We start from the raw sequence: 26,558 nt of genomic DNA, 5'->3' as shown, positions 1-26,558 counted from the left end.
AATCAGCCAGCCCCCAGCTTTCGCGCGATCCGCCAGCCAAGCGCCTTGGCTCGGTTCGTCGTAGGCCAGCGGCCCGGCGAAGATGGCTTGAGGCCAAACTTGCGCAGCAACCCGTTGAAGGCCCGCGCGTCAGCTTCGGCAAAGCTCCATTCCGAGCGCCAGGTGATCGAGAGTGAGACCGAAGGTTCCTGCCCGTTGCGCACGAAATGCGGGGCCATGACCGGCACGTAAAGCGCCCCGCCCGTCTTCAACGGAAATTCGCGCCCGCCTGCCAGGAGGTCCTCGCGCCACTTGAGTTCGCGCCCGCCGCCGGTGTGGTAGGTTTCGTGGACCTCGTCGGGGGCATAAGTGGCATCGCCGGCGGGGAACTGGGTCATGACCTTTGAGCCGCGCACCTGCATCAGGATGTTGTGCTCGGGATCGAAGTGGTACGGGGTGACCCCGCCCGCCGAGGTCACGAAGACAAAGCCCTGCGTCTTGAGCATCCGGCCCGTGCGCGCCTCTATCGCAGGGCGGATTTCGGCGAGGAGGTCGGCGAGCAAGGCGGCATAGGCCGGGTCCTGCTCGATGTTCTTGAGCACGGCCCAGGAGCGGGTGGTCTCGATCTCGCGGATGGTGCGGCCGATCGGAATGCCGGTGGGCGCGGGTTTGCCGTCGATGCCGATGGGCTGGTCGGCGGCGTTGTATTCGATCGAGGCAGCGGGCAGCGCTTCGGCCAACGCGGCCAGCGCTTCCAGTTCCATCAGCGGATGCGCGCCCAGCGTGTGAGTCAGCTTATGCGGTACTTCCGGGTAGTTCCCGGCAAAAGCCGAGCGCGCGGTATCGGGGAAAACGGCACGGGGGGGCAAGGTGGCAGGCGCGTTCATGATGGCTCTCTTGGGGGCTGGCCGGCGGGGCGACGTGCGGTTTCGGCGCGAACGAAGTGGCGGAATGCCGAGCGGCGCAAGGTTCCTCCGATGGCGATCGAGAGCCGGCCAATGGTCCGCCGTTCGCGCCAGAGGTGATCGATCATCGGATGGTCGGCGCTGGCGCAGCTGTCGCTCCATGCGATGTCCTCGCGGGCCAGGATCGCCAGATTCTCTCGCTGGAGCAGGACGCCCGGTGAAAAGCGCGAGAAGTCCTCGTCGAAGGCGGTCTTGTAGGAATAGGCGCCGGGTGCGGTCAAAAACGTCGCCAGCATGGCTAGCGGCCGCCCGTCGAGGGTGAGGGTGAGGCGCTCCAGCCTGCCGCGTGTGGCGGCGCCGTTAAGGCTTTCGCGGAAAAGACGGGCGGTGCCTTCGTCGCAGCCAAGCGCAGAGCCGGCCTCGCCTTTCCACCCTGCGCGTTCAAGCGCGAGAAAGTTCTCGCACCATGGGGCGATATCACTGGCGTCGGTGCGGCGCTCGAAGGCGACTGTGCCTTCGTCGGCGAGGCGGTTGGCCTGGCGGCGCAGTTCCTTGCGCTTCTTGCCCGAAAGCGAGGCTTCCAGGTACGCTTCGGGCGCAAGATCGGAGGCGAGCATCGCCCGGGCCTCGGTATGGACCACTTCGATCTGCCGGCCGTCACTGGCAGCGGCGGCTTCCAGCGCGGCATGAAGTGGACCGCCAAGCACAATGCCGCGGAGGTGCATGAACAGGGCCGAACCGGGTTCGTCGTCCGCCCAGCACAGCACTGCTCGCCAGAACGCCGCCTCGGCGCCCTTCGTAACCAAGGGGACGCCGCAGAAGCAGTTGGTGTGGAGCCAGCTTGACAGGTGCGGCACCGGCCAGCGGTAATAACGCCCAGCGCGGACGATCGGCAGAACCCCGGCCAGCACCCCGTCCTGCTCGAAACGCAATATCCTGACTGCATCGGTCTGCGCGAGATGGCGCAGCGAGGGCAGGAGATACCAGCTCTCGAAAAAGGGATTTGGCTCACTGGCCACTTGCGCAAGGCGGTCCCAGGCCGGGATTTCGGCCTCGAGATCGCGCCACGGAACGCAGGTCAGGCGCCCCGGCGTGGAAGCAGGCACCCGGCGCGGAGATGCGGCGAGGGCATCGGATGCCGCAGGCGCGATCGCGTCGTGTGCCTCGAATGCCACTTGGGCGGACTTCCCGATTGCTGAAGGATTACCTGTTCATCAGCAGGATAGTGAGCATCCATCAAGGAAATGCTAACGGTGCGACCAATGAAAGCCCCGCCGGCGCCATACCGGCGGGGCTTCACTGTCGGTCAGCGCATCACCCGGCCGCCAGTGCCGCCAGCAGCAGCAGCGCGACAATGTTGGTGATCTTTATCATCGGGTTCACCGCAGGCCCGGCAGTGTCCTTGTAGGGATCGCCCACCGTATCGCCGGTCACCGCGGCCTTGTGGGCGTCGGAGCCTTTGCCGCCGTGGTGGCCGTCTTCGATGTACTTCTTGGCGTTGTCCCACGCGCCGCCGCCCGATGTCATCGAGAGCGCCACGAACAGACCGCTGACGATCACGCCCAGCAGCAGCGCGCCCAGCGCCGCGAAGCCGTTGGCCTGTCCGCCTACCCAGCCGATCACGTAGTAGACCGCAATCGGGGCCAGCACCGGCAGCAGCGAGGGCACGATCATCTCCTTGATCGCGGCCTTGGTGACGAGGTCGACAGTACGGGCGTAGTCGGGCTTTTCCGTGTACGTCATGATGCCCGGCTTTTCCCGGAACTGGGCGCGCACGTCGAGCACGACGTCGCCCGCCGCGCGGCCCACTGCGGTCATGCCCATCGCCCCGAACAGGTAGGGCAGCAGCGCTCCCAGCAGCAGGCCGACGATGACGTAAGGGTTTTCCAGGCTGAAATCGACGTCGAGTTGCGGGAAGAACTCACGCAGGTCAGTGGTGTAGGCGGCGAACAGTACCAGCGCGGCAAGCCCCGCCGACCCGATCGCATAGCCCTTGGTGACGGCCTTGGTGGTGTTGCCCACCGCGTCGAGAGCGTCGGTCCTGGTCCGCACGTCGTCGTCCAGCCCGGCCATTTCGGCGATGCCGCCAGCATTGTCGGTGACCGGACCATAAGCGTCGAGGGCGACAACCATGCCCGCCAGCGCCAGCATCGCGGTGGCCGCATAGGCAATGCCCAGCAGCCCGGCGAGTTGGTAGGCGATGATGATTCCCGCAACGATGACGAGGGTCGGCAGCGCGGTGGACTCAAGGCTGATGGCGAGGCCCTGGATCACGTTGGTGCCGTGGCCCGTCTCCGAAGCCTTGGCGATCGAGCGTACCGGGCGGTACTGGGTGCCGGTGTAATACTCTGTGATCCAGATGATGAGCCCGGTGATGGCAAGGCCGAGCAGCGAGCACCAGAACAGGTCCATGCCGCTAAAAGCCTGGTTGCCGATCAGCGAGGCCATGTCGCCCTGCCGGGTGACCCAGATGCACCCGTAGATCGCCGGGATCGAGAGGATCGCGGTGACAAGGAAGCCCTTGTACATGGCGCCCATGATGTTCTGGCTCGATCCCAGCCGTACGAAGTACGTGCCGATGATCGAGGTGACGATGCACACGCCGCCGATCAGCAGCGGCAGCGTCATGAAAGTCATCAGGGCAGCGCCCAGATCCTTCACCAGCAGCGCGGAAAGAACCATGGTCGCGCCTACGGTGACGACATAGGTCTCGAACAGGTCGGCGGCCATGCCGGCGCAGTCGCCGACGTTGTCGCCCACGTTGTCGGCGATGACGGCGGGGTTACGGGGGTCGTCCTCGGGAATACCGGCCTCGACTTTGCCGACGAGGTCGGCGCCCACATCGGCGGCCTTGGTGAAGATGCCGCCGCCCAGACGCGCGAAGATCGAGATCAGCGAAGCGCCGAAGGCAAGCGCTGTCAGCGCCTCGACCACGGTGCGGTCCTCATCGCCGACGGTATGGCCGGCCACGGCGGTCAGATACCAGAAGAACACGGAAATCGCGAGCAACGCCAGCCCCGCGACCAGCATCCCGGTGATGGCCCCGGCACGGAACGCCAGCGTCAGGCCTGCCTGCAGGCCCTTCTGCGCGGCCGCAGCAGTGCGCACGTTGGCGCGCACCGAGATGTTCATGCCGATGAACCCGGCAAGGCCCGAAAGGATCGCGCCGATGACGAAGCCGGTAGCCGAGATCGGTCCCAGCGTCAGCGCGATGATGATGGCGACGATGACGCCGACGACGGCGATGGTGGAATACTGCCGCTTTAGATAGGCCTGAGCGCCTTCCTGGATAGCGGCGGCGATCTCCTGCATCTTTTCAGAGCCTGCCGGAGAACTGAGGACCTGACGAGAGGTGACGAAGCCATAGACTATGGCGAGTAGTCCCAAGACAATTGCGATCGTGATCAAGTTCACTGAACGCCCCCTTCCCAATGGGTTTATGTTGTTTCGGCGAGTTTTTCCCGCTCGAAGGCACAAGGGCTATAGACAAGCCTGGGGACTGGCAAGCAGGTTGTCTGTAAAGGTGTGTACGCGGTTCTGACCCCGTTACATGCCCAATACTTGGCGCGTCTTCAGTGCTGGTAGCCGAGGCGTCCGGGCAAGGGCAGGGGCTTGCCCTGATGGAGAAGCGTCAACCCGCCGCCCGCGCTTACTTCGCCGATGGCAGTGATGCTGCAGCCAAGCGCATGCGCTACCGCAAGGATGCGCGCGTTGTTGCCCGGAGGCGCCGTGAACAGCAATTCGTAGTCGTCTCCCGCTGTCATCGCCGCGATGCGGGTTTCGATAGCGTCGCCTGCCACCGCGCGCAGGGCAGGAGATAAAGGCACGGCTTCCGCATCGATGCGGATCGCCACGCCGCTGGCCGCGGCAATGCGGGCGGCATCGACCAGCAGGCCATCCGATATGTCCATCATAGCATGAACCAACGGGGCGAGGCTGACGCCAAGGCGCGGCTGCGGCATGGGGCGGCGATAGCGTGCAAGGAGGGCGGCCAGATGCACCGGCTCCCCGTCAAGCGCATCTCTGGCGGCGGCAAGGCCCAGCCCGGCATCGCCGATGGTCCCGCCGACCCACACCTGATCGCTTGGTCTGGCGGACGTGCGGCAGGGTACGGCGCAGTCCTTGGGCCCGGTGCCCAGCGCGGTCAGGGAGAAGCTGCGCGGCGCTCCTTCCGGCATTCGAACCGTGTCGCCGCCAAGCAGCGGCATGGCGAAATGGCGGCAGGCCTGGTCCAGCCCTTCGAGGAAGGCGCGGTCCCACTCGTCCTCGCCCAGCGCGTGAGAATAGAGGCATCCCAGCGGCACGGCGCCCTTGGCGGAAAGGTCGGAGACGTTCACCGCCACCAGCTTCCAGGCCACGTCGGCGGGCGGATCGGCGGGGAGGTAATGGACACCCTCCACGAGGGTATCGAGCGTTAGCACCAGCGTCTCGCCGCCGATCGCGAGCACGGCGGCATCGTCCGCCAGCGCGCGCGCTGCCGGATCGGTGGCTATCGCGCGCAGGGCGTGGATGAGGGCGAATTCAGAGGGCATGTTGTCGCGCCAAGTGTGTGCCGATCAGTGGGCTTCGACAAGCTCATCATGACCCTTCGACAGGCTCAGGGTGAGCGGAGGCGGTGAAAACCCTCAAACCCGCTCAGGCTGAGCTTGTCGAAGCCCCGGCCCAAGCAGGTATCCTGCAGTTCAGCCTCGGCGCCGCCTCAGCGGACGGACTTTGCCACGGAATCCAGCACGCCGTTGAGGAATTTCGCCTCGCGCGGGTCGAAGAAGGCGTGGCACACATCGAGATATTCGGTGATCGCGGCGCCGGTCGGCACGTCGGGGCGGGCCATCAATTCATAGGCGCCGGCGCGAAGGATCTGGAGCATGGTCTTGTCGAGACGGCCCAGCGACCAACCCTCGGAGAGCTTGGACGAGAGCAGTTCGTCGATCTCGTCGCGGCGGGCGACCACACCCTTCACCACGTCGTCGAAGAACGCGACGTCGGCCTTGGCGAACTTGGCGTCGTCGATCTCCATGCCGAGGCGGTGGCGGTGGAATTCGTCGAGCAGGATCGGCAGCTGAGTGCCCTCCATGTCGAACTGGTAAAGCGCCTGGACGGCGGAAAGGCGGGCGGCTGCGCGCGCCTGCTTTGCTTGGGTCTTGCTGGTGGTCATGACTGGCCGAGCCTTATGGAAATTGAGCGCGCGTGCGCGGGAAGCCCTTCCGCATCGGCAAGGGCGACGGCGGCGGGGCCGATGGCCTCCAAAGCCGCCTGGTCGAGCTGGATGAAGCTGGTGCGCTTCATGAAATCGAGAACCGAAAGCCCCGAGGAAAACCGTGCACGCCGCCCGGTGGGCAGGACGTGGTTGGGACCGGCGACGTAATCGCCGACCGCTTCGGGGGTCATGCGGCCAAGGAACACCGAACCTGCATGACGGATGCGGCGCATCAGGTCTTCCGGGTGGTCGGTGGCGATCTCGACGTGTTCGGCGGCTAGCGCATTGGCGAGCGCGGGGGCTTCATCGAAGCTGGCGACGTCGATGATGACGCCGTTGTCGGTCCAGCTGGTCCGCGCGGTTTCCTGCGTGGCGAGGGCCGAGAGTTCAACTTCGACGGTGTCCGCAACAGCCTGTGCGAAGGCCTTGTCGTCAGTGATGAGGATCGACTGCGAGGTCGGGTCGTGCTCGGCCTGGCTCAGCAGATCGGCGGCGATCCGGCGGGCGTCGTTCTGCGCATCGGCGATGACGAGGATTTCGCTGGGACCGGCTACCATGTCGATACCAACGACGCCGTAAAGCTGGCGCTTGGCCTCGGCCACCCAGGCATTGCCGGGGCCGGTCACCACGTCGACAGGCGCGATCCTGTCGGTGCCATAGGCTAGCGCGGCAACCGCATGGGCGCCGCCCACGCGCCACACTTCGTCAACGCCGGCAAGGTGCGCGGCGGCGAGGACCAGCGGGTTTACCTCGCCCTTCGGCGTCGGGGTGACGACGACGAGGCGCTCTACCCCTGCGACCTTGGCAGGAATGGCGTTCATCAGCAGCGAGGAGGGATAGGCCGCGCGTCCGCCGGGGACGTAGAGGCCGGCGGCGTCAACCGCGCTCCAGGTCGCGCCGAGGCGGACCCCGGCATCGTCGGTATAGTCGCGGTCTTCGGGAAGCTGCGCCTCGTGATAGGCGCGAATGCGGCTTGCGGCGAGTTCGAGAGCGCTGCGAAGCTCGGGCGTCAAAGCGTCGAACGCCGCCTTGCAGGTTTCGGCGTCGACCTGCCAGCCGGTGACGCCGAGGTCGTGGCCGTCGAACTTCGCGGTGTATTCGGCCAGCGCTTCGTCACCGCGGGCGCGCACGGCTTTGATGATCGCGGCGACATCGTCTGCGACATCGACCGCGCTCTCGCGCCGATCACTGACGACGCGGGCGAACGACTGCGCGAAACCCGGGTCACTGCTGGAGAGCCGCAGCATCAGGCCGGAACTTTCTCGGCCACGAGCGCACGGAACGCCTCGACCAGCGCGGCGACGCGGTCATCGGTCTTGAGCGCGGCGCGGTTGACGATCAGTCGCGCGGAAATGTCGAGGATGCGGCTGGTTTCTACCAGACCGTTCTCCTTCAGCGTGCGGCCGGTGGAGACCAGATCGACGATCCGGCTCGACAGGCCGAGCATCGGCGCCAGTTCCATCGCGCCGTTCAGCTTCACCACCTCTGCCTGCACGCCCAGCTTCTCGAAGTGGCGGCGGGTCAGGCTGGGGTACTTGCTGGCGATGCGCAGGTGCGAAGGCAGCGGCCCGCCGGTTTCACCCACGAGTTCCGCGACCGAAAGGCGGCAATGACCGATGTCGAGATCTACAGGCGCGTAAAGGTCGGAGTAGGCGAACTCCTCGACCACGTCGGAACCGACGATGCCGACCTGCGCGGCGCCGTGCGCAACGAAGGTTGCAACGTCGAAAGCGCGCACGCGGATCAGGCGCATGTCACTGTTTTCGCAGGCGAAGGAGAGCGCGCGCGACTTCTTGTCGTGGAACTCTGCCTCGGGCGCGACACCGGCGCGTGCCATCAAGGGCAACGCTTCGTCGAGGATACGGCCCTTGGGCACGGCGAAAGTCAGAGGTGTCGGCATGGTGCGCGCGTTTAGGCGGGAAGGCCGCAAAGGGCAATGGTGATGGATGGCGAAATGGTGGTGAGGGTAATCGGCGGCGCTGCGCTTACCTGCGAAAGCGGGGTCTGTTGAAGGATGGACCCTGAAACAAGTTCAGGGTGACGAGGGTTTAAGACGGAACGTATCGTTTTGCCTTCCCGTCACCCTGAACTTGTTTCAGGGTCCATCGCGCCGCCGATCCGGGCCTCGATTTACTCTCCCGGCGCGCGGGCCTTGATGGCGACGGCGTGGACGCGGTTTCCGGGGATGTCGCCCAGCGCGGCGTTCACCAGGCGCTGGCGCTGGAGGCGCGAGACCCCGGCGAATTTTTCGCTCTCGATCAGAATGGTGAAATGCGATTCGCCGCTGCCATCGTCGCCGCTGTGGCCGCTGTGGCTGGCGGAATCGTTGACCACGTCGAGCGCGGTGGGTGCGAAGGCGGCAATCAGCAATTGCTGCATTTCAAGTGCAAGTGGTCCGGTCATGGGGTTCCATTTAGGCGATCCTTGCCCCATCTGGAAGCCGGTGAGACAGCATAGATTTCATGGCAGGGTCGAATCCGGCGGGCGCGAGTGTGCATGGCCGGGGTGCGAGGAAGCGGGCGAGTTCCGTGCACCGGGCGGTCGTCCCTCCGGTTTCGACGGTCCGGGCGACTACCTCTGGTTTTGCCTCGACCATGTTCGCCAGTTCAATTCCGGCTACGATTATTTCGACGGCATGGACACCGAAGAGATTCTGCGCGCGCAGTCGCCGCTGCATGGCTGGGAGACGCAGACTCGTGCCTTCCGCCCCGACGCAGGCGTGGACGAGGCGCCGCGCTGGCGGGACTACGCCGATCCGCTGGAGGCGATCTCGGCGCGGGCGAAAGCCCATGTGAACCGGCGCCGCGCGGAAATGCAGGCCGAGAAGGCAGGCTTCTCGCCCGCCGAGCGGCAGGCGCTGGGCGTGTTGGGGTTGGATGCGAGCATAGACCGCAAGACCCTGCGGATGCGCTACACCCGGCTGCTGCGGCAATATCACCCCGACCACAACGGCGGCGACCACAGCCACGCAGTCAAATTGCAGGGCGTGGTCGAGGCGTATCAACTACTGCGAAAGGCCGCCGCTTTCGAGTGATCGTGCGAACGGCCACCGATCATGCTTCCTTCTCGCAGATGGCGGCGAGTTGGTCGGCGCAGGCGTTCCAGCCTTCGGTGAAGCCCATTTCCGCGTGCTGGTTCATGGTTTCCTCCGTCCAGTGGCGGGCGGTGGCGGTGTAGCGGGTGCCTTCGCCTTCGGGGGCGATTTCCCATATGCCGATCATGAAGGGGCCGTTTGGCTGGAAATCGTCGACCACGGCGTCGGTGGTGATGAAGCGGCGGCCTTCGTCGTAGGCGAGGTAGATGCCGTTCTGCGGCATCACTTCGCCATCGGGACCGTACATCGTCATCTTGCACACACCGCCGGGTCGGCGATCCTGATGGTCGACTTCGGCGCGCCACGGGGTAGGGCACCACCATTCGTTCTGCCGCTCTGCCAGGACTTCCCAGACTTTTGCCGGAGGCGCGGCGATGAGGCGGGTGATCGACAGTTCGTTGGGCATCGGTTTCTCCTTTGGTCGCCGTTTGGCCATCAGTCTCTGTCAGGAGCGCCAAGCGGGAAGCCGGCACGGTAGGGGCGGGCTTCCTCAACGCATGTGCGCACGGCGGGCAGGCTGAGCAGATGGGCGCGCCACTGGCGCAGGCGGGGCAGGGCTTCGGGGATCGGGTGGACCCAGTCGGCATAGAACAGCGAAGGCGCGGCGGCGCATTCGATCAGGGTGACATGGTCCATCTCGGGGTAGAACTGGAGCCAGCCTTCCAACCACGCGTAAGTGCGGTCCAGCCGGGCGCGGGCTTCGGTAATGCGCACCATGTCCGGGTTTTCAGCGTTCCGCAGGTATTCGTTCACCACGTCCTGCATCGGGCCCATGACGTAATTGTCGAAAACCCGGTCCATCATCCTCGTGCCGATGGCCGCATCCGGGTCCGAAGGGACCAGCATGTCGGCGGGGGCGTGGTGGACCGAGAGATATTCGATGATCGAGGTTGCCTCGAACAGCAGGTTCTCGCCGTCGCGCAGCACCGGAAACTTGCCTTGCGGCCCGGCGAAGCGGACGGCTTCCGCATGTTCCGGGTGATCGGCGTCGAGGATGAGGAATTCGTGCTCCAGATCGGCCGCAAGCAGCGCGATCCGGGCCTTCCACGTATAGGACGAGAAAGGGTGGCCGTAGAGTGCGAGGGTCATCCCTCATCCTTTCGTGTAAATCCGCCGTAAGGCACGGTCAGCGCTTCGAGGACGTGTCCGTCAGGGTCTTCGAAGTAGAGGCCGCGACCGCCGTCGTTGCGATTGATCTCGCCGGCGCGGGTGCGCATGGGGTCGGCCCAGTACGTCAGGCCGCGCGTTTCGATGCGGGAGAGAACGGCGTCGAAGGTGCTTTCATCGACCAGCATCGCATAGTGCTGGGGCGCGACCGGGCCGTCCTTCTCGGCGAAATCGAGCGAGACGCCGTGCGCCAGCTTGACCACGCGGAAATGGAACAGGTCGACCGGTTCGGGCAATCCGTAGATCGCGGCGAAGAAGTCGGCCGAGACACGCCGGTCGCGGCACCAGACGATCGTGTGGTTGAGTTCGACGCCCATGGCGGGATCAGGCCGTTTCGTCCGCAAAAGCCGCTTCGATACCGGCGATGTCGATCTTGCGCATCGTCATCATCGCCTGCATGGCGCGGCCCGCCGCTGCGCGGTCGGGGCTGGACATCGCATCGGTGAGGGCGCGCGGAGTGATCTGCCAGTTGAGGCCCCACTTGTCCTTGCACCAGCCGCACATGCTTTCCTGCCCGTCATTGTCGACGATGGCGTTCCAGTAACGGTCGGTTTCCTCCTGCGTATCGGTGGCGATCTGGAACGAGAAGCTCTCGGACTGCGGGAACTGGTCGCCGCCGTTCAGGCCGATACACTCGATCCCCATCACCGAGAATTCGACCACCAGCACATTGCCCAGCAGGCCGTCGGGATAGTCTGCCGGAGAGCGCTGTACCGAAATCACACGGGTATCGGGGAATACCCCGGCGTAGAAGTTCGCGGCATCTTCCGCATCGCCGTTGTACCAAAGGCAGATGCGGGCTTTTGTCATGCCCGTCATTTCTTCATCTCCTCAATCAGCTTGCCGTCGATGCCTTTTGCGGCCTTGTAGGCGGGCCGGGCCTGGCAACGCTCGGCATAGCCGACCAGCGAGGGCAGGGGCGGCATGATGCCGAAAGTCAGCCCCCAGTCGATCGTTGCGCCCACGTAGACATCGGCCATGGTGAAGCGTTCTCCGCAGACCCAGGTGTCGGCGGCCAGTTTTTCGTCGATGGTGTGGATGGTCCGCTCGAAGCTGCCCCAGCCAGCCATCATCTCCTGATCGGGCTTGGGTTCGAACTTGAGCGCGCGCGAGGTGATCGCCTGTTCGATCGGGCCGGAGGCGAAGAAGGTCCAGCGGTAGTAGTCCGCCATTTCGCCGTCGTTGGGGAGCAGGCCTGCCTCGGGGTGCATCTCGGCAAGGTAGAGGCAGATGGCGGCAGCCTCGGTCACCACGCGGTCGCCGGCCTCTACGTGGTGGACGATGGTCGGCACTTTGCCCATCGGGTTGGCGGCGAGGAAAGCATCTGGCTTGTCCTTCCAGTCGACCAGCACCTGTTCGTACTGTGCGCCAGCTTCGTGCAGGGCCCATCGGGCGATCTGGCCGCGCGACATGGGGTTCGTGAAGAAGGTGTAATCGGCCATCGGCTGTCTCCCGCAGTGCACGTCAATCGGTGGAACATTGATGGAACATCAGGGCGGCGTCAACCGCCCTTGATGCTCATCCTGCCTTTGGCCCGACCAGCCCGAAATAGGCGCCCTGCGGGTCGAAGGCGTGGACGGTATATTCGCCGCCGGGGATCTGCTGGGGATCGCCCATCGCCTTGCCGCCGCCGTCTTTCACAGCGGCCAGGGCGCGGTCTATGTCGTCGATACCGATGTAGTAGGCCCAGCCCGCGACCGGCATGAAATCGGCCTTCTTCATGACAGCGCCAATGCCGACGCCCTCGTTCTGGATGAAGCGGTAGTCGCCCAGTTCGCCCATCGGCATCGCGCCTTCCTGGGTCCAGCCGAAGTGCTTCGTATAGAACGCCACCGCCGCATCGTCGTCGGGCGTGACGAGTTCGTTCCATCGGATCGTCTGCGGCTTGTCGACGGTGAAGACGTCGCTGGTCGCATCGGGATCGTCTTCTGGCGGCTGCGGGGTCATCAGGTAGAAGGCGCCGCCGAGCGGGTCGGTGACCATGGCCATGCGGCCCACGCCTTCCATGGTGGTCGCGGGCATGTGGACACCGCCGCCCTCGGCCACGATCGCGGCCACTTCAGCGTCGACATCGGGGACATGGATGTAGCCGAGCCAGCCCGGCTTCGCGCCGCCGCCGATCATCTCGTCGGTGAGGGCGAGGACGCCGCCGGAATAGCCGCAGCCCGCGCTGCCGCCGTCGATACGCTCGATCATGCGGTAGTCCATGCCCGCGTCAGGCATGACGTTGGCGCCGACCTTCCAGCCCACGACGCTGCCGTAGAAGGCGGCGGCGGCATCGGCATCGCCGGTCATCAGTTCATACCAGATGAAGCTGCCTACAGGGTTGCCCACGGCTATTCTCCCAACTGGACGACGGGGGTGAAGCCGCCGTAGATCATGCGCATGCCGTCGAAGGGCATGGGGTTCGTTTCGGGGTTCATGCGCGGATCGTTCTTCATGAGGTCCTCGATCTTCGACATGGCCTTGTCGCGCGTCGCCTTGTCGGGCCATTCGATCCAGCTGAAGACCACTGCCTCGTCCTCCTTCGCGTCCACGCAGCGGAAGAAATCGGTCTGCTTGCCGTGCGGCACGTCATCCTGCCAGCACTCGACAATGCGGGTCGCGCCCTGGTCCATGAAGACCGAGTCGCCCTGTTCGGCGTGCTTGATGAACTTTTCCTTGTTCGCCTTGGGAACGGCGAGCACGAATCCGTCAACGTAGGTCATGGTCAAACTCCTTCCTGTTGCGTTCAGGCCTGCTGCTTGTTGGCCTGCTGATTGTTGGGATCATGTTCGGCAAAGGGTTCCAGCTGCGCCTCCAGTGCGCGTGTGAACGCGGGACGGGCCGTGGCACGCTCGACATAGGCGGCAAGGCTAACGCGTTCGGCCAGCAGGGCGGGGTCGGGCAGGGCGCGCAGGATAGTGGTCATGGCGATGTCGGCGACAGAGAATTCGCCTGCCAGCCATTCATCGTCCGCCAGCGCGGTTTCCAGCTTGGAGAGCCGTCCGCCCAGAGCCTCGACCAGCGAGGGCTTGCGCAGCTGCGCCCAGTCTTCCTTGCGGGAGAAAACGGTGCAGTTGACGAATTCCATCACGAACGGTTCGACCGAGTTGAACGCGGCCAGCAGCCAGCTCAACACTTTCGCGCGTTCCTGCGAGCCGACCGGGGGCAAGGCGCCGGCTTTCTCGGCGATGTGGAGGAGGGTGGCGCCGCTTTCGAACACGCCCACCTCGCCGTCGCGCACGAAGGGAACCTGCCCCCATGGCTGGTCCTGGAAATACCAGGTGGGCCGTTCCACCGCGCTGATGAGGCGCACCTTGTAGGGAAGGCCATATTCCTCGCAGGCCCAGCGCGGGCGCAGGTCACGGACCTGCCCCTGCGCGAAGGACGGAACCCACTCGAAGGCGGTGATTTCCAGGGCGGCGTTCGGATCGATCGGCATCGTCTCTCTCGCTTGTCTTGTTGTGCGGCTCAGGCCGTCTCTTGCGCCGGAGCTTCGCCTGAAACTGCCGCCGGGTCCATCCACATCACTTCCCAGACGTGGCCGTCCGGATCGGCGAAGCTGCGGCTCATCATGAAGCCATAGTCCTGCGAAGGATTGATGTCGGCGGTGCCGGCGTTGCTGCCGGCGGCGTCGGTGAGTGCGTTCACCTCGTCGCGGTTCTCGCATGAGAGGCACAGCATGACTTCGCTGGAGCCGGTATCGGGGATGGGACGGCTGGTGAATGTGCGCCACTTGTCATGGGTGAGGATCATCACGAAGATCGCCTCGGACCACACCATGCAGGCACCGCTATCGTCGGAAAAGCGAGGCTCGTTCACGAATCCGAGCGCGGAATAGAAAGATTTGGCGCGGGTCAGGTCGGTGACGGGCAGGTTCACGAACAGCATGCGGGTCATCGGTGCTCTCCTTGAATGGGCGCTTGCCGGGACGTCCCGAATCGCCTCTTGCCTAACGGTGACGCTGGTGGTAACTAAAAGCAACCATGAAGTTGCAAAAAGAAACGAAACGGGTCAAATCCGCGACAGATAGCGAAAATCCCCGGGCGCACGGGCGCTGGTACGGCGATGCCTGCGGCGCGGCCTTCGCCATGGAGCTGATCGGAGAACGCTGGGCGGTCCCCATCATCCGCGAAATGATGCTGGGTGCACGTCGGTTCGGAGAAATCCGCGCCGAACTGCCGGGCCTGAGCGCCAAGACGCTGACCGAGCGGCTGGAAAGCCTCGAAGGCACCGGCATCGTGCGGCGTGAAACCCTGCCGCCGCCCGCCTCGGTCCAGGTCTACCGGCTGACCGAGTGGGGTCTCGCCCTTGAGCCGGTGACGCAGGAACTGGGCCGCTGGGCGGTCAGGTCGACGCTGCATGACCCGACGCTGCCGATCACACCGGTCTCGCTGATGCTCTCGATGCGCACGATGATCGTTGCGCAGCGGATCGGCGATCTGCGCCTGACGGCGTTGCTGGCTGTGGGTGACAAACATTTCACGGCGCGGCTGGAGCCGGGCGAACTGGTCATTCACCCTGCGGCGGAGGGCGATCCTGCGCCGGACCTGCGTTTCTCCGCCGAGGCCGGCCTCCCGTTTCTCGCCGCATTCTATGGCAAACGGGCACCGGAAACGGTCGGGCTGCGGATCGAGGGCGACTCCGCATTGGCGCAAAAGTTCATCGATCTGTTCAGCCTACCTCCCAAATGCGCCAGCTAAGCCGGTCGAACCGTCCAAACCTTATTGCGATGCAGCGCCCGGTCCATTAGTCGATACCCCGCAATGACAGAATCCAAGAACCTGATCGCCGAGAACCGCGACGCCACCGTGCTGGCCGCTCCCGATATCGAAGTCGATGTGCGCGAAACCTTCGGGATCGACATCGACATGAAGGTTCCGGCCTTCTCGGTGGCGGACGAGCGCGTGCCTGACCTCGACGAGACTTATGTGTTCGACCCGGACACCACGCTCGCGATCCTGGCGGGCTTTGCCTACAATCGCCGCGTCATGGTGCAGGGCTACCACGGCACCGGCAAGTCGACTCACATCGAACAGGTCGCCGCGCGCCTCAAGTGGCCGTGCATTCGCATCAACCTCGATGCGCACATCAGCCGTATCGACCTGATCGGGCGCGATGCGATCGTCCTGCGCGGCGGCATGCAGGTGACCGAATTCCGTGAGGGTCTGCTCCCCTGGGCGCTGCAGCACCCGGTTGCGCTGGTATTCGACGAATACGACGCCGGCCGCCCGGACGTGATGTTCGTGATCCAGCGCATCCTGGAGACGGAGGGCAAGCTGACCCTCCTCGACCAGAACCGCGTGATCCGCCCCGACAAGCATTTCCGCCTGTTCGCCACCGCCAACACGGTGGGCCTTGGCGATACCTCGGGCCTTTATCATGGCACGCAGCAGATCAACCAGGGTCAGATGGACCGCTGGAACATGGTCGTCGCGCTTAACTACCTGCCGGCCGACACCGAGACGGCGATCGTCTCCAAGAAGGTGCCGAACGTCAGCGCCGGCGTGATCGCGCAGATGGTCAAGGTGGCTGACTTCTCGCGCCAGGGCTTCATGAACGGCGATATCTCGACCGTGATGAGCCCGCGTACCGTCATCACCTGGGCGCAGAACACCGCGATCTTCAACGACGTGGGCTTCGCATTCCGTCTCTCGTTCCTCAACAAGTGCGACGAGACCGAGCGTATGCTGGTGGCCGAATACTACCAGCGTGTATTCGGGCAGGACCTGCCCGAAAGCGTCGTCGCCAAGGCCTGATCAGGCTGGAGCTTATGGCGCCCCGCTGCCGCATGTGGCGGCAGCGGGGCGCCAAACTCGTTCGTGACATCGCGCGGACTGTCCCCTATGCCTCGGGCATAAGGCAATCCAGAGGTTTGAAGAGAAGCGGATATGGAGCGTTGGGCCGAAGCTGATCGGTTGGAGGCGCTGGAACGCTACAAGATCATGGATACGCCCAGTGAGGCGGATTTCGATGATATTGCGCGTATCGCTGCCCAGATCTGCGGTGTTCCCATGGCGCTCGTCAGCCTGCTCGACGACAAGCGGCAATGGTTCAAGGCCAAGCTGGGTATTGCCGCCGGCGAAACGCCGCGCGAGTGGGCCTTTTGTGGCCATGCGATCCACCAGCTTGGCGTGTTCGAAGTGCAGGATGCATCGCGCGACCCCCGGTTCGCGGAAAATCCTCTGGTCACCAGCGATCCCTCCCTGCGGTTCTACGCCGGTGCGCCGCTGGAAACGCCTGACGGTTTCCCCTTGGGAACGCTGTGCGTATTGGACAGCAAGCCTCACCAGCTGACTGACGATCAGCGGTCGGCACTGCTGGCGCTGGCACGCCAGGTCATGACGCAGATGGAGCACCGGCGCCTGCTGGCCCAGCAGAAGGCCGACGAAGCGCGTCACCGCCAGATACTGCACAGCGCCATCGACTACGCCATCATTACCATGGACCTCTCCGGCCGCGTCACCAGCTGGAACGAGGGTGCCCGCCGCATCCTTCAGTGGACCGAAGACGAGATGTGCGGCCGCCTCTGCGATGAATTCTTCACGCCCGAGGACCGCGAGGCTGGCCAGCCCGCCAAGGAAATGGGCTCCGCACTGCGCTCTGGCTACGGCACGGACGAGCGCTGGCACTTGCGCAAGGATGGCGAGCGTTTCTGGGCCAATGGCGAGATGATGCCGCTGGTGGACGACGACGGCATTCCCGTCGGTTTTTTGAAAATCCTGCGCGATCGCACCGAACAGCGCCTCAGCCGCGAGAAGCTGGAGGCCACGGAGCGCCGCTTCGAACTGGCAGTGGAAGCGGCGGAACTGGGCACCTGGGACGCCGTGCCTGAGCACGGGCACCTCGAATGGGATGCCCGCACCCGTGAACTGTTCGGCGTCGGTCCCGATCATCCGCTTGAATTCGGCAAATCCTTCACGGACGTGGTCCATCCTGACGACCGCGACGATGTTGCTGATGCCGTCGCCCATGCCCTTGAAGGAGGGGCCGACAACCGGCTCGACGTCGAGTACCGGGTCTTCGCGCCGGGCGGCAAGTTCCGCAGCATCCACGCGCGGGGCCGCCTGATCGAGAATGAGGGACAGCCCGCCCGCCTTGTCGGCACCGTGCGCGATGTCACCGCGCGCGCGCTCGCGGACGAGCACCGGGCGATGCTCACCAACGAGCTTCAGCACCGCGTCAAGAACACTCTGGCAGTGGTTCAGGGCATCGTCAGCCAGTCGCTCCGCAGTGTCGGCACGCCGATGCAGGCGCGCGACGCCATCGGCGACCGGCTGGCCTCGCTGGCGCGCGCGCATGATCTGCTGACCCAGACCAACTGGATTGCCGCGCCGATGGAATCGATCGTCGAAGGCGCTGTCGGTATCGCCGGGGCGCACAGGGGCCGGGTGCATCTTTCGGGCCCGGATGTCTCACTCAAGCCAAGGGCGGCTCTGGCCTTGGCGATGGCGCTGCACGAACTGACGACGAACGCGATCAAGTACGGCGCGTTGTCTAAGGACCAGGGTTATGTCGACATGCGCTGGACGTATGGGGAAGCCGATGGGCGGCCCGTCGTCGAAGTGGTCTGGCAGGAAGTGGGCGGTCCGCCGGTATCCGAACCGACCCGGCAGGGCTTCGGCACCCGCCTGATGACCAATGGCCTACGTTCGGATCTTGGCGGCGAAGGCGTGCTTTCCTACTTGCCTGACGGTGTTCGCTGGACCCTGCAGGCGGATCGCGGCGTCATCGAAGAAGCCTGAGCCAACTCAGGCTTCCGGGTAGATCGCCCGCACGAAATACAAGCCATCCGGCGGCGCGTTGAGGCCCAGTGCCTGACGGTCCCTTGCTGCCAGCGCTGCAACCACGTCTTCCTCGCGCCAGCGCCCCATGCCGACGAGCGCAAGGCAGCCCACCATCGAGCGGACCTGATGGTGCAGGAAGCTGCGCGCTTCGGTTTCGATCAGCACCATCTCGCCTTCGCGGCGCACGGCAAGCCGGTCCAACGTCTTGAGCGGCGATGCCGACTGGCAGTGCGTCGAGCGAAACGTCGTGAAATCGTGCAGCCCTACCAGAATCTGCGCGGCTCGGTGCATCGCTTCGGCATCGAGCGGCTTGGTCACCTGCCACGCCTTGCCCCGCTCGAGAGTGAGCGGCGCGCGGCGATTGGCGATGCGGTAGATATAGGCGCGGCCCAGACAGGAGAAGCGGGCGTGCCAGTCCTCGGTCACGACCTTGCAGTCCAGCACCGCGATCGGCGCCGGGCGGAGCAGGGCGTTGAGCGCTTCCATCAGCCGGAATGGGGCCAGGGGCTTCTCCACCTCGATGTGCGCCCGCATCCCCAGTGCATGGACCCCGGCGTCTGTACGCCCGGCTGCATACATGATGACCTTTTCGCCCGTCACCGCAAAGGCCGCTTCCTCGACCGCCTGTTGTACCGAGGGGCCGTGAGACTGGCGTTGTAGCCCCATGTAGGGGCCGCCGTCGAATTCCAAGGTCAGCGCAAAGCGTGTCATATTCGCCCCGCCGATACAGGACTGGCGCGGCCATGCAATGGGCTTGGCGCAAAGGCGGCCTGGTGGCATCATCCATCCGTTACCGGGAAAGGAGCCGAACAATGGCCGACACGCAGCCACCCCGCTTCGAGATCTTCCGCGGCGCCGATGCCCCAACGCTCGACGACTGCGCCTGCATGACTTACGAAGGCGAGACACCCAACCTTATCGCCGCCCAGTCGCAGCTGGTGGACGCAATGCAGGTGCGCGGCGAGTATGCCGACGTTCCGTATCGCCGCGAAGGCATGAGCCTGGCGCGCCTGTGGGTGAAAAGCGGCTTTCCGCTCCCGCTGCACAGCCACGACTGCGATTGCCTGTACTACGTGGTCGCAGGATCGATCCGCATGGGCACGGAAACTCTAGATGCAGGCGACGGCTTCTTCGTCGGCAGCGAAGTACCCTATGCTTACACCGCAGGGCCCGAAGGCGCCGAAGTGCTGGAATTTCGCACCACCGACAGTTTCAACATCAAGGTCAGGGACAAACCCGTGCCGGCTTGGGAGAAGCTGGCAGGCACCTTGCGCGAAGGCCACGCGCGCTGGGCCGACGAGCAGCCGCCGGTGCGCCGCATGCCCGAAAAGGCCTGAGGTTCAGCCCAGCCGCGTCCCCGCCGGGACCGGCCGCCCGCGCAGCAGGTCGCCGCTCGCCATCGCCGGCTTGCCTGCGCGCTGAATGCGGGTGATCCGCAAGGCGCCGGAACCGCAGGCCACGGTCAGCGAATCGTCAAGTGTCGTCCCGGCCTCGCCGCTGCCCTCGATCACGTCCGCCGCCAGCACCTTGTAGCGCTCGCCCTCCAGTTCGAAGAACGCGCCCGGCGCGGGCATGAAGGCGCGCACTTGTCGTTCGGCGGCCTCTGCCCCTTGCGTGAAGTCGAGCCGGGCCTCGGCCTTGTCGATCTTCTTCGCATAAGTGACGCCGTCCTCTGGCTGCCGCACCGCCCGGTGCACGGCAAGATCGCGCAAGGTGCCGATCAGCAGCTGTGCGCCGCGATCGGCAAGTTCGGCGGTCAGTTCGCCTGCGGTCTTGTGCTCGATCACCGTGCGCAGCGTTGCCAGCATGGGCCCGGTGTCGAGCCCGGCTTCCATCTGCATGATGGTGATCCCCGTTGTCGGATCACCGGCCAGGATCGCGCGCTGGATCGGCGCCGCCCCGCGCCAGCGCGGCAGGATCGAGGCATGGATGTTCAGGCACCCCAGACGCGGTGCGTCCAGCACCGCTTGCGGCAGGATCAGTCCATAAGCGGCGACCACTGCAATATCCGCCTCCAGCGCGGCGAAGGCGGCCTGTTCCTCGGCGCCTTTCAGCGAAACCGGGTGGCGTACCTCGATCCCGCGTGCCTGTGCTTCGAGGTGAACAGGCGAAGGCGTCAGCTCCTTGCCGCGCCGGCCGCCGGGCCGGGGAGGCTGCGAATAGGCGGCCACGACCTCGTGCCCCGCCTCGACCAGCGCGACAAGCGCGGGGACGGCGAAATCGGGCGTTCCCATGAAGATGATGCGCATGATGTGGGGAACTCTCCGACGGGCTTCCTAAGGGCAGCCGCAGGCCCTATCTCCCCATCCATGGCATCGCAAGAGATCGAGACGCTGACCGCAGCCCTTTCACGCCTGCCCGGCCTTGGCCCGCGCTCGGCGCGGCGCGCCGTGTTGTGGCTGATAAAGCGGCGAGAGACCGCGCTTGTGCAACTGCTCGATGCGCTTGGCGAAGTGCGCGAAGCTCTTGTCGAGTGCGAGACCTGCGGCAACATCGATACCACCAATCCCTGCGGCATCTGCGCTGACAGTCGCCGCGACCCCCGCTCGATCTGCGTGGTGGAGGAAGTGGCGGACCTCTGGGCGCTGGACCGCGCGCGGCTGTTCACCGGGCAATACCACGTGCTGGGCGGAAAGCTCTCGGCGCTGGACGGGGTCCGGCCCGAGGATTTGGCCATCGAGGGCCTGCTGCGCCGCGTCGGGGAGGGCGGTATCGACGAAATCGTGCTTGCCATGAACGCCACGCTGGAGGGGCAGACGACCGCCCACTACATCGCCGAACGGCTTGAGGATTTCCCGGTGCGCGTTACCCAGTTGGCGCACGGCCTGCCGGTAGGCGGCGAACTCGATTATCTCGACGAGGGCACTTTGGCACAGGCGATCCGGGCGCGCCGTCCGGTCGGGTGAGCGGCGCGACGACCCGATCAGAGTGATCGACGCGCGCATTCTTGCGAAATTGCTTCATCGGGATTATCTGGCCGTAATGGCTATTCTTGAAATCCTCGAAGTTCCCGATGCGCGCCTCAAGCAGATATCGGTCCCCGTCGACAAGTTCGACGACGATTTGCGTACCCTTGTCGCCGACATGTTCGAGACGATGTACGACGCACCCGGCATCGGTCTGGCAGCGATTCAGGTCGGTGTTCCGCAGCGCGTGCTGGTGATCGATCTCCAGCCCGACGACGAGGACGCGGAACCCGAAGTCTGCACCTCGCATGGCGATCACCATCACACCCATCAGCCCACGAAGAAAGAACCGCGGGTTTTCATCAACCCCGAGATTCTGGACCCTTCGGACGATTTCATCGCCTATCAGGAAGGCTGCCTCTCGGTCCCCGAGATCTTTGCGGACGTTGAGCGCCCCTCGCGCATTCGCGCACGCTGGCAGGACCTTGACGGCACCGCGCACGAGGAAGAAATGGAAGGCCTGATGGCCATCTGCCTCCAGCACGAGATGGATCATCTTGAGGGCGTGTTGTTCATCGACCATCTCTCGCGTCTCAAGCGCCAGATGGCCCTCAAGAAGCTGGAAAAGCTCCGCCGCGCAGCATGATTGCGCGCCTTGGTGACACAGGGCGCGAAAATCTGATCTACGGGGCTGGCGTTCTCTAAACGTTCCGTTTAGTGTCTGGCGATGGAATTTGCTGTCGCCGCGATTGTCGCCCTCGTCATCGGCCTTGCTGCCGGTTGGTTCTTCGGCTCGCGCCCCGCTGCACAGTGGCGGGCGCTGGCCGAGGGGCGGGAACGTGAAGTGCGTGAAGGCGACGCCAGGTATCTGCGCGCCTTCGCCGACCTGGAAGCGGCTCGCGAACGGGCAAGCCGGGCCGATGCTCTCGCCCAGGAACTGGACCGCGCCCGCGGCGAACATGAAACGGTCAGCGAGCGACTGCGCGAGCACGGCGCTACGATGCTGGAGCGTGCGCGCGGCGAAATGGCCGCCGTCCTCGACAGAACCCGGACCGACAACGCCGCGCAGGTCGACGCCTTGCGCCGCGAACAGCGCGACCTGGCTTCCGAACTGGCGACACTGCGCGAGAAATCGGCAAACTTCGACGAACAGAAGCGACTTCTGATCCAGGCGCAGGAAGCCTTGCGCAAGGAATTCGAAAACGCCGGAGCCAAAGTTCTCGCCGGTGCGCAGGAAGCCTTCCTCAACCGCGCCAGCGCCCGCTTCGAGCAGAGCGAAAAGACCAACGCAGAGCGCATAGCCACGCTGCTTGCCCCCGTGGGCGCGCGGCTCAAAAGTTACGAAGAGCAGGTCTCGGCGCTGGAGGCCAAACGGATCGATGCTTTTGGCCAATTGGGCGGCCAGATCGAAGCGCTGCGCGTGGGTCAGGAGCAGGTGCGGGCAGAAGCCGTGCGTCTCGGCAATTCACTGCGCAATGCCCCGAAGGCGCGGGGGCGCTGGGGGGAACAGCAACTCAAGAACGTCCTCGAACAGTGCGGGCTGACCGAACATACCGATTTTGTGACCGAAAATTCCGTCAATACGGAAGAAGGTCGCCTGCGCCCCGATGCGATCGTGCGTATTCCCGGGAACAAGCAGTTGGTGATTGACGCCAAGGTCTCGCTCAACGCCTATCAGGATGCCTTCGAGGCGGAGGACGAGACAAAGCGCGCGGCCTTCCTCGATGCGCATGCAGCCTCGATGCGAAATCACATCCAGACACTGGGCACCAAAAGTTACCAGAGCCAGTTCGAAAACGCGCCGGACTACGTCATCATGTTCGTACCGGGCGAACATTTCATCGCCGCTGCCCTCGACCACGATTCGGGCTTGTGGGATTACGCCTTCGATCGCCGGGTGCTGCTCGCCAGCCCGACCAACCTTGTCGCGATCGCCCGCACCATCGCACAGGTATGGCAACAGGAAGGCCTTGCCCGAGAAGCGCGGGAAATCGGCAAGCTGGGCAGCGACCTTTACGACAGCATCGCCAAAACGCAGGACGATCTCGGCAAGGTGGGCATTCATCTTGGCCGTGCAGTCAATAGTTTCAATGACTTCGCACGGACTTATGAGGGCAATGTGATGAGCCGGGCACGGCGTCTCAGCGAAAAGCATATCAAGATCGGCAAGCGCGAAATTTCCGACGATGTGCCGCTGGTGGAGTCTGCGCCGCGTTTTTCGGACACGGCGGGGCAGATCGAGGATCTTGTAGGTGAGCATGTGGAAGTGGCAGAGTAATTGAAAGAAGACCTGGGGCCATCGCCCCAGACCCCGAGAATGTCGAGGTCTCGCGCGCAGCCTCGTTTTGCGCCCACGGTGAGCCGGGGGGACTTGGTAGCCTGCGGCAGCAAGGAGCTGGTGAGGCCCCTGCATGCTCAACGACGGCATTAAAGGGGTCTGGGGCAATGGCCCCAGGTCTTCCTTTCAAATCAACGATGAAAAACCTGATTGTCGACCCGTACCAGTTCCGCCGTGTGCCCGCTCGATTGCAAGGTCATGCGGTTCCCTTCTACTGCAACACGCGGGGTGGCGACGAGCAGGGCGTTGACGGCACTGCTCTGATGCCATGAAGGGTCAGGGCAGGTCGTTTCGCTTTGGTCGAGTGGTCCGGCGACGAGGCGGTCGGCATCCATGCGCCAAGGTCCGCCCAGGCTGCTGCAGCCGACTGCGATGCCGATTTTGCCGTCTTCGAAGGTAATTCCCGAGGCTTGGGACATAGGGCGTTCGCCATCGATACGGTCAAAGCGCCAGCTGCTCTCGGCAAGGCGCGAGCGGTTACCGCTTTCGGAGCATCCGGCCAGAAGGGCCGGGGCTATCAAGAAAATACCGATTCGATGCATTGTCCCTACAATCTGCCATGGCGCATGTGAGGGTCGCATGAACGCGCGGGGTCAGGTTGACGGCATCATGCCCGTCGCAAGTGCGCAAGCGCCTCGTAAGCAAGAACTGCGCCTGCAACGGCGGCATTCAGGCTGTCTGCGCGGCCCAGCATCGGGATCGTGACGCGCAGGTCGCAGGCCTCTTCGTACTCGGCGGGGAGTCCTTGCGATTCGTTGCCCACCATAAGGAAGCACGGATCGGCGTAAGCCGCCTCGCGGTAATCGGTGGGGTCGCGCAGCGATGCGGCGACAAGCTGGCCTTCGCCAGCGCGCAGCCAAGCGATGAATTCATCCCAGCGCGCAATGACCAGCTTCTGGGTGAAGATCGCGCCCATGCTGGCGCGCACTGCTTCGACCGAGAACGGGTCGGCGCAGTCGTCGATGAGGATCAGCCCGCCCGCGCCCACGGCGTCGCCGGTACGCAGCATCGTGCCCAGGTTGCCCGGATCGCGCAGCGCCTGCGCCACCAGCCAGATCGGCGCGGAGGCGCGGTCCAGATTGGCAAGGCTGGTGTCGAATTCGGCAAACACGCCGGCGACGGCCTGCGGATTGTCCTTGCCGGTGACTTTGGCGAGGATTTCGACGTCCATCTCGATGACTTCGCCGCCCGCTGCCGTCACCGCATCTTCGAGCGCATCGAGCAAGGGGTGCGGATCGCGGCCGATCGCCATGACCAGCATTTCCGGGACGATGCCGCATTCGCGGGCGTCGGTTAGCAGGCGTAGGCCTTCGGCCAGGAAGCGCTTTTCGCGCTTGCGGTGCTTCTTGTCCCTGAGCGAACGCAGGAACTTGACCAGTGGGTTGGAAAAGCCGGTGATGGTCCGGCGTGAACCGCCGTCCCAGGGCTCGTCATACGAAGACACTTCGTTCAGTCCGCCTGTCTTATTCTTCGCCGAAGCCATCGCGCACGAGGCCCGTCAGCACGGCGAGCGCGCTTTCAGCGCCATCGCCCGAGCAGGCGATCTCGATCGAATCGCCCTTGGCGGCGCCGAGCATCATTAGGCCCAGGATCGAACCACCCTCGGCGCTGCCGCCGTCCTTGGTGACGTTGACCTTCACGGTATCAGGCAGTTCGGCGACGTGGTTCACGAACTTGGCGCTGGCGCGGGCATGGAGGCCGCGCTTGTTCACGATCAGCACCGTTTCGCGGCAGTCGATCATGCGTCCTGCCCCAGATATTCGCTGGCGATTGTTATGTAGTTGCGGCCCGCATCGCGCGCGGCAGCGACCGCTTCGCGCACCGGCATGCAACCGCGCGCCTTGGCGAGGCGGATCAGCATCGGCAGGTTGATGCCGGCGATCACTTCGACCTTGCCCGCCTGCATCAGGGAGATCGCGAGGTTGGAAGGGGTGCCGCCGAACAGGTCGGTGAGGACAATCACGCCTTCACCGCTGTCGACCTTGGTGATGGCGTCGGCGATTTCCGAGCGGCGCTGTTCCATGTCGTCGTTCGGGCCGATACAGATCGTCGCGACGTCGGCTTGATCGCCGACGACGTGTTCCATCGCGTGTACGAACTCCTCGGCGAGATTGCCGTGAGTAACCAGAATCATGCCGATCATGTCGGGAATGCGCTCCGAAATTCCTGCAATCGCGCCCGGGCGCCGTTTTCATTTTTCACGTCGCAGCCCTCCTTCGAGAAGATCTGCTGCCCGCGAGCCCAGGTTGCGGTGCAACAATGTGGGCGAAAATCCTGCCTGGCGCAAGGCTGCTCCCATTTGCTCCGCAGTAAATACAGAGCGGTGCCTCCCGCCAGTGCAGCCAAATGCAATATGGACATATGCCTTGCCCTGCGCCCGGTAGCGGGGGAGCAGCAGAAGGAGCAGATCGCGGATGCGCGTGAACGCTTCTTCGTAGGCCGGATCCTTGCGGATGTAGTCGCCCACGGCCTGGTCCTGCCCGGTCTGCGGGCGCAGGACGGGATCCCAATGCGGGTTCTCGATGAAGCGCATGTCGAAGACGAGATCCGCCACCGGCGGCATCCCGCGCGAAAACCCGAAGCTGGAGACAGTGACGGTCAGTTCGCCCGGTTCGCTGGAGGCAAAGCGTTCACGAATCACTCGTTGCAGGTCGTTGGACGTGAACTCGGTGGTGTCGATCAGCAGATCGGCCCAGCGGCGCAGCGGCGCGAGCAACTCGCGCTCGGCGCGAATGCCGGTGGAGACGGGCGCATCGCCGGCAAGGACATGGCGGCGGCGGGTTTCGTTGTAGCGGCGCTCAAGCTCGTTACTGCCGCAATCGAGGAACAGCGTCGTCAGTTCGATGTCGCGCCGCTCTGTCAGGGCTTTGACCTGCGCGATGACACGCTCTGGATTGAAACCGCGGGTGCGGGAATCGAAGCCTATGGCGAGCGGGGTGGGGTCGCTGTCCGCGGCGCCGGAGCCGGCGTCGAGCAGAGCGTCGAGCATGCGGATCGGGAAATTGTCGACGATTTCCCAGCCCAGATCCTCAAGCACGCGTAGCGCCGTGGTCTTGCCGGCGCCCAGCATTCCCGTCACCAGCAATACGCGCTGGCGTGCCGGCTGATCGGCGCTCATTCCCGCTTCGGTCCCCATATCCGATCTATCTGCGCGCAGCCGGCCGGAAAGGGAAGAGGGCGAAAAAAGCTGTGCCCTGTTGGGA

General features: G+C 64.7%; 32 protein-coding genes. 8 read left to right on the top strand and 24 right to left on the bottom strand.

All coding sequences use genetic code 11. From position 1 onward, the window contains the following. Positions 1 to 2: 2 nt before the first annotated feature. The 8 genes from TQ38_RS10580 to TQ38_RS10545 all read right to left on the bottom strand — a co-directional run bounded on the left by TQ38_RS10580 (position 3) and on the right by TQ38_RS10545 (position 8,484). The gene (locus TQ38_RS10580) at positions 3 to 866 is read right to left on the bottom strand and encodes a transcriptional regulator (protein ID WP_043972773.1); all 864 of its coding nucleotides are present in this window, start codon (positions 864 to 866) and stop codon (positions 3 to 5) included. After that, complete coding sequence (locus TQ38_RS10575) at positions 863 to 1,990, bottom strand: GNAT family N-acetyltransferase (RefSeq protein WP_043973454.1); 1,128 nt, start codon at positions 1,988 to 1,990, stop codon at positions 863 to 865. The genes TQ38_RS10580 and TQ38_RS10575 overlap by 4 nt, the downstream gene beginning before the upstream one ends. Before the next feature lie 208 nt (positions 1,991 to 2,198). Then, positions 2,199 to 4,298 (bottom strand): sodium-translocating pyrophosphatase, encoded by a 2,100-nt coding sequence (locus tag TQ38_RS10570; protein WP_043972775.1) that lies wholly within the window; start codon positions 4,296 to 4,298, stop codon positions 2,199 to 2,201. A 158-nt stretch (positions 4,299 to 4,456) separates the two neighbouring features. Then, entirely contained in the window at positions 4,457 to 5,416 is a 960-nt protein-coding gene (gene thiL / locus TQ38_RS10565) for a thiamine-phosphate kinase (RefSeq protein ID WP_043972777.1), read from the bottom strand. A gap of 167 nt (positions 5,417 to 5,583) precedes the next feature. Then, entirely contained in the window at positions 5,584 to 6,039 is a 456-nt protein-coding gene (gene nusB, locus TQ38_RS10560; protein WP_043972779.1) for a transcription antitermination factor NusB, read from the bottom strand. Beyond that, positions 6,036 to 7,328 carry a histidinol dehydrogenase gene (hisD, locus tag TQ38_RS10555; RefSeq protein ID WP_043972780.1) on the bottom strand — a complete coding sequence of 431 codons (1,293 nt, stop codon included), beginning with the start codon at positions 7,326 to 7,328 and terminating at the stop codon, positions 6,036 to 6,038. Before hisD ends, nusB begins: the two co-directional genes overlap by 4 nt. Beyond that, positions 7,328 to 7,981 (bottom strand): ATP phosphoribosyltransferase, encoded by a 654-nt coding sequence (hisG, locus tag TQ38_RS10550; RefSeq protein ID WP_043972781.1) that lies wholly within the window; start codon positions 7,979 to 7,981, stop codon positions 7,328 to 7,330. Before hisG ends, hisD begins: the two co-directional genes overlap by 1 nt. 230 nt (positions 7,982 to 8,211) lie before the next feature. Continuing rightward, on the bottom strand, positions 8,212 to 8,484 hold the full coding sequence (locus TQ38_RS10545; RefSeq protein ID WP_043972783.1) for a BolA family transcriptional regulator: 273 nt from the start codon (positions 8,482 to 8,484) through the stop codon (positions 8,212 to 8,214). Between the two features lie 40 nt (positions 8,485 to 8,524). Between TQ38_RS10545 and TQ38_RS10540 the strand changes: the two genes are divergently transcribed. Next, a complete protein-coding gene (locus TQ38_RS10540) occupies positions 8,525 to 9,115 on the top strand; it encodes a J domain-containing protein (protein ID WP_043973456.1) in 591 nt (196 codons plus the stop codon). A gap of 19 nt (positions 9,116 to 9,134) precedes the next feature. On the opposite strand, the gene TQ38_RS10535 is transcribed toward TQ38_RS10540, so the two are convergent. The 9 genes from TQ38_RS10535 to TQ38_RS10495 form a co-directional block, all read right to left on the bottom strand. Continuing rightward, positions 9,135 to 9,581 (bottom strand): SRPBCC family protein, encoded by a 447-nt coding sequence (locus tag TQ38_RS10535; protein WP_043972785.1) that lies wholly within the window; start codon positions 9,579 to 9,581, stop codon positions 9,135 to 9,137. A gap of 29 nt (positions 9,582 to 9,610) precedes the next feature. Further along, a complete protein-coding gene (locus tag TQ38_RS10530; protein ID WP_043972787.1) occupies positions 9,611 to 10,264 on the bottom strand; it encodes a glutathione S-transferase family protein in 654 nt (217 codons plus the stop codon). Then, on the bottom strand, positions 10,261 to 10,659 hold the full coding sequence (locus TQ38_RS10525) for a VOC family protein (RefSeq protein ID WP_043972790.1): 399 nt from the start codon (positions 10,657 to 10,659) through the stop codon (positions 10,261 to 10,263). Before TQ38_RS10525 ends, TQ38_RS10530 begins: the two co-directional genes overlap by 4 nt. A 7-nt stretch (positions 10,660 to 10,666) precedes the next feature. After that, complete coding sequence (locus TQ38_RS10520) at positions 10,667 to 11,161, bottom strand: VOC family protein (protein ID WP_043972792.1); 495 nt, start codon at positions 11,159 to 11,161, stop codon at positions 10,667 to 10,669. Further along, positions 11,158 to 11,784, bottom strand: a complete 627-nt coding sequence (locus TQ38_RS10515; protein WP_043972795.1) for a glutathione S-transferase family protein — start codon at positions 11,782 to 11,784, stop codon at positions 11,158 to 11,160. The genes TQ38_RS10520 and TQ38_RS10515 overlap by 4 nt, the downstream gene beginning before the upstream one ends. Before the next feature lie 76 nt (positions 11,785 to 11,860). Further along, a complete protein-coding gene (locus TQ38_RS10510; RefSeq protein WP_043972797.1) occupies positions 11,861 to 12,676 on the bottom strand; it encodes a VOC family protein in 816 nt (271 codons plus the stop codon). Positions 12,677 to 12,678: 2 nt separating this feature from the next. Beyond that, positions 12,679 to 13,050, bottom strand: coding sequence for a DUF1428 domain-containing protein (locus TQ38_RS10505; protein ID WP_043972800.1), 372 nt, complete (start codon positions 13,048 to 13,050; stop codon positions 12,679 to 12,681). Between the two features lie 23 nt (positions 13,051 to 13,073). Beyond that, positions 13,074 to 13,766, bottom strand: coding sequence for a glutathione S-transferase family protein (locus TQ38_RS10500; RefSeq protein WP_043972803.1), 693 nt, complete (start codon positions 13,764 to 13,766; stop codon positions 13,074 to 13,076). Between the two features lie 29 nt (positions 13,767 to 13,795). After that, a complete protein-coding gene (locus TQ38_RS10495; protein WP_043972806.1) occupies positions 13,796 to 14,224 on the bottom strand; it encodes a VOC family protein in 429 nt (142 codons plus the stop codon). Positions 14,225 to 14,310: 86 nt separating this feature from the next. Here TQ38_RS10495 and TQ38_RS10490 point away from each other — a divergent pair, with 86 nt between their 5' ends. From TQ38_RS10490 to TQ38_RS10480, 3 genes are all read left to right on the top strand, one after another. Next, complete coding sequence (locus TQ38_RS10490) at positions 14,311 to 15,027, top strand: winged helix-turn-helix transcriptional regulator (RefSeq protein ID WP_043972807.1); 717 nt, start codon at positions 14,311 to 14,313, stop codon at positions 15,025 to 15,027. Between the two features lie 63 nt (positions 15,028 to 15,090). Continuing rightward, the gene (gene cobS, locus TQ38_RS10485) at positions 15,091 to 16,083 is read left to right on the top strand and encodes a cobaltochelatase subunit CobS (RefSeq protein WP_043972809.1); all 993 of its coding nucleotides are present in this window, start codon (positions 15,091 to 15,093) and stop codon (positions 16,081 to 16,083) included. 132 nt (positions 16,084 to 16,215) lie between these two features. Beyond that, positions 16,216 to 18,069, top strand: a complete 1,854-nt coding sequence (locus TQ38_RS10480) for a PAS domain S-box protein (RefSeq protein WP_043972811.1) — start codon at positions 16,216 to 16,218, stop codon at positions 18,067 to 18,069. A gap of 6 nt (positions 18,070 to 18,075) precedes the next feature. On the opposite strand, the gene truA is transcribed toward TQ38_RS10480, so the two are convergent. Next, positions 18,076 to 18,822: a tRNA pseudouridine(38-40) synthase TruA gene (gene truA / locus TQ38_RS10475; RefSeq protein ID WP_043972813.1), complete on the bottom strand. Its 747-nt coding sequence runs from the start codon at positions 18,820 to 18,822 to the stop codon at positions 18,076 to 18,078. A 101-nt stretch (positions 18,823 to 18,923) separates the two neighbouring features. Here truA and TQ38_RS10470 point away from each other — a divergent pair, with 101 nt between their 5' ends. Next, complete coding sequence (locus TQ38_RS10470; protein WP_043972814.1) at positions 18,924 to 19,448, top strand: cupin domain-containing protein; 525 nt, start codon at positions 18,924 to 18,926, stop codon at positions 19,446 to 19,448. A 3-nt stretch (positions 19,449 to 19,451) separates the two neighbouring features. Here the strand turns inward: TQ38_RS10470 and fmt are convergent, their stop codons facing one another. Continuing rightward, positions 19,452 to 20,360 carry a methionyl-tRNA formyltransferase gene (fmt, locus tag TQ38_RS10465; RefSeq protein WP_043972815.1) on the bottom strand — a complete coding sequence of 303 codons (909 nt, stop codon included), beginning with the start codon at positions 20,358 to 20,360 and terminating at the stop codon, positions 19,452 to 19,454. Positions 20,361 to 20,420: 60 nt separating this feature from the next. On the opposite strand from fmt, the gene recR reads away from it, so the two are divergent. The 3 genes from recR to rmuC all read left to right on the top strand — a co-directional run bounded on the left by recR (position 20,421) and on the right by rmuC (position 23,295). Then, positions 20,421 to 21,017, top strand: a complete 597-nt coding sequence (gene recR, locus TQ38_RS10460) for a recombination mediator RecR (protein ID WP_043972817.1) — start codon at positions 20,421 to 20,423, stop codon at positions 21,015 to 21,017. A gap of 76 nt (positions 21,018 to 21,093) precedes the next feature. Continuing rightward, the gene (gene def / locus TQ38_RS10455; protein ID WP_043972818.1) at positions 21,094 to 21,663 is read left to right on the top strand and encodes a peptide deformylase; all 570 of its coding nucleotides are present in this window, start codon (positions 21,094 to 21,096) and stop codon (positions 21,661 to 21,663) included. A gap of 81 nt (positions 21,664 to 21,744) precedes the next feature. Further along, positions 21,745 to 23,295: a DNA recombination protein RmuC gene (gene rmuC, locus TQ38_RS10450; RefSeq protein WP_043972821.1), complete on the top strand. Its 1,551-nt coding sequence runs from the start codon at positions 21,745 to 21,747 to the stop codon at positions 23,293 to 23,295. 191 nt (positions 23,296 to 23,486) lie between these two features. Here the strand turns inward: rmuC and TQ38_RS10445 are convergent, their stop codons facing one another. The 5 genes from TQ38_RS10445 to rapZ all read right to left on the bottom strand — a co-directional run bounded on the left by TQ38_RS10445 (position 23,487) and on the right by rapZ (position 26,473). Further along, positions 23,487 to 23,897, bottom strand: a complete 411-nt coding sequence (locus TQ38_RS10445) for an META domain-containing protein (protein ID WP_043972824.1) — start codon at positions 23,895 to 23,897, stop codon at positions 23,487 to 23,489. 65 nt (positions 23,898 to 23,962) lie between these two features. Beyond that, on the bottom strand, positions 23,963 to 24,799 hold the full coding sequence (locus TQ38_RS10440; protein WP_043973458.1) for an RNA methyltransferase: 837 nt from the start codon (positions 24,797 to 24,799) through the stop codon (positions 23,963 to 23,965). A 19-nt stretch (positions 24,800 to 24,818) separates the two neighbouring features. Beyond that, positions 24,819 to 25,097, bottom strand: coding sequence for an HPr family phosphocarrier protein (locus tag TQ38_RS10435; RefSeq protein ID WP_043972826.1), 279 nt, complete (start codon positions 25,095 to 25,097; stop codon positions 24,819 to 24,821). Then, positions 25,094 to 25,498 carry a PTS sugar transporter subunit IIA gene (locus TQ38_RS10430; protein ID WP_043972829.1) on the bottom strand — a complete coding sequence of 135 codons (405 nt, stop codon included), beginning with the start codon at positions 25,496 to 25,498 and terminating at the stop codon, positions 25,094 to 25,096. Before TQ38_RS10430 ends, TQ38_RS10435 begins: the two co-directional genes overlap by 4 nt. A gap of 48 nt (positions 25,499 to 25,546) precedes the next feature. Continuing rightward, on the bottom strand, positions 25,547 to 26,473 hold the full coding sequence (rapZ, locus tag TQ38_RS10425; protein ID WP_240197859.1) for an RNase adapter RapZ: 927 nt from the start codon (positions 26,471 to 26,473) through the stop codon (positions 25,547 to 25,549). Between the last annotated feature and the right edge of the window lie 85 nt (positions 26,474 to 26,558).

The sequence above is a fragment of the Novosphingobium sp. P6W genome, assembly GCF_000876675.2.
Taxonomy (GTDB): Bacteria; Pseudomonadota; Alphaproteobacteria; order Sphingomonadales; family Sphingomonadaceae; genus Novosphingobium.
Note: the sequence above shows the minus strand (reverse complement) of the source record. Positions and strands in the feature narration are given on the sequence as shown.

Excerpts from the sequence above, each read along its gene's own strand:
- TQ38_RS10580 (WP_043972773.1), bottom strand. The coding sequence starts at position 866 with ATGAACGCGCCTGCCACCTTGCCCCCCCGTGCCGTTTTCCCCGATACC.
- thiL (WP_043972777.1), bottom strand. The coding sequence starts at position 5,416 with ATGCCCTCTGAATTCGCCCTCATCCACGCCCTGCGCGCGATAGCCACC.
- nusB (WP_043972779.1), bottom strand. The coding sequence starts at position 6,039 with ATGACCACCAGCAAGACCCAAGCAAAGCAGGCGCGCGCAGCCGCCCGC.
- hisD (WP_043972780.1), bottom strand. The coding sequence starts at position 7,328 with ATGCTGCGGCTCTCCAGCAGTGACCCGGGTTTCGCGCAGTCGTTCGCC.
- hisG (WP_043972781.1), bottom strand. The coding sequence starts at position 7,981 with ATGCCGACACCTCTGACTTTCGCCGTGCCCAAGGGCCGTATCCTCGAC.
- TQ38_RS10545 (WP_043972783.1), bottom strand. The coding sequence starts at position 8,484 with ATGACCGGACCACTTGCACTTGAAATGCAGCAATTGCTGATTGCCGCC.
- TQ38_RS10535 (WP_043972785.1), bottom strand. The coding sequence starts at position 9,581 with ATGCCCAACGAACTGTCGATCACCCGCCTCATCGCCGCGCCTCCGGCA.
- TQ38_RS10530 (WP_043972787.1), bottom strand. The coding sequence starts at position 10,264 with ATGACCCTCGCACTCTACGGCCACCCTTTCTCGTCCTATACGTGGAAG.
- TQ38_RS10525 (WP_043972790.1), bottom strand. The coding sequence starts at position 10,659 with ATGGGCGTCGAACTCAACCACACGATCGTCTGGTGCCGCGACCGGCGT.
- TQ38_RS10520 (WP_043972792.1), bottom strand. The coding sequence starts at position 11,161 with ATGACGGGCATGACAAAAGCCCGCATCTGCCTTTGGTACAACGGCGAT.
- TQ38_RS10515 (WP_043972795.1), bottom strand. The coding sequence starts at position 11,784 with ATGGCCGATTACACCTTCTTCACGAACCCCATGTCGCGCGGCCAGATC.
- TQ38_RS10505 (WP_043972800.1), bottom strand. The coding sequence starts at position 13,050 with ATGACCTACGTTGACGGATTCGTGCTCGCCGTTCCCAAGGCGAACAAG.
- TQ38_RS10500 (WP_043972803.1), bottom strand. The coding sequence starts at position 13,766 with ATGCCGATCGATCCGAACGCCGCCCTGGAAATCACCGCCTTCGAGTGG.
- TQ38_RS10495 (WP_043972806.1), bottom strand. The coding sequence starts at position 14,224 with ATGACCCGCATGCTGTTCGTGAACCTGCCCGTCACCGACCTGACCCGC.
- TQ38_RS10490 (WP_043972807.1), top strand. The coding sequence starts at position 14,311 with ATGAAGTTGCAAAAAGAAACGAAACGGGTCAAATCCGCGACAGATAGC.
- cobS (WP_043972809.1), top strand. The coding sequence starts at position 15,091 with ATGACAGAATCCAAGAACCTGATCGCCGAGAACCGCGACGCCACCGTG.
- TQ38_RS10480 (WP_043972811.1), top strand. The coding sequence starts at position 16,216 with ATGGAGCGTTGGGCCGAAGCTGATCGGTTGGAGGCGCTGGAACGCTAC.
- truA (WP_043972813.1), bottom strand. The coding sequence starts at position 18,822 with ATGACACGCTTTGCGCTGACCTTGGAATTCGACGGCGGCCCCTACATG.
- TQ38_RS10470 (WP_043972814.1), top strand. The coding sequence starts at position 18,924 with ATGGCCGACACGCAGCCACCCCGCTTCGAGATCTTCCGCGGCGCCGAT.
- fmt (WP_043972815.1), bottom strand. The coding sequence starts at position 20,360 with ATGCGCATCATCTTCATGGGAACGCCCGATTTCGCCGTCCCCGCGCTT.
- recR (WP_043972817.1), top strand. The coding sequence starts at position 20,421 with ATGGCATCGCAAGAGATCGAGACGCTGACCGCAGCCCTTTCACGCCTG.
- def (WP_043972818.1), top strand. The coding sequence starts at position 21,094 with ATGGCTATTCTTGAAATCCTCGAAGTTCCCGATGCGCGCCTCAAGCAG.
- rmuC (WP_043972821.1), top strand. The coding sequence starts at position 21,745 with ATGGAATTTGCTGTCGCCGCGATTGTCGCCCTCGTCATCGGCCTTGCT.
- TQ38_RS10445 (WP_043972824.1), bottom strand. The coding sequence starts at position 23,897 with ATGCATCGAATCGGTATTTTCTTGATAGCCCCGGCCCTTCTGGCCGGA.
- TQ38_RS10435 (WP_043972826.1), bottom strand. The coding sequence starts at position 25,097 with ATGATCGACTGCCGCGAAACGGTGCTGATCGTGAACAAGCGCGGCCTC.
- TQ38_RS10430 (WP_043972829.1), bottom strand. The coding sequence starts at position 25,498 with ATGATCGGCATGATTCTGGTTACTCACGGCAATCTCGCCGAGGAGTTC.
- rapZ (WP_240197859.1), bottom strand. The coding sequence starts at position 26,473 with ATGAGCGCCGATCAGCCGGCACGCCAGCGCGTATTGCTGGTGACGGGA.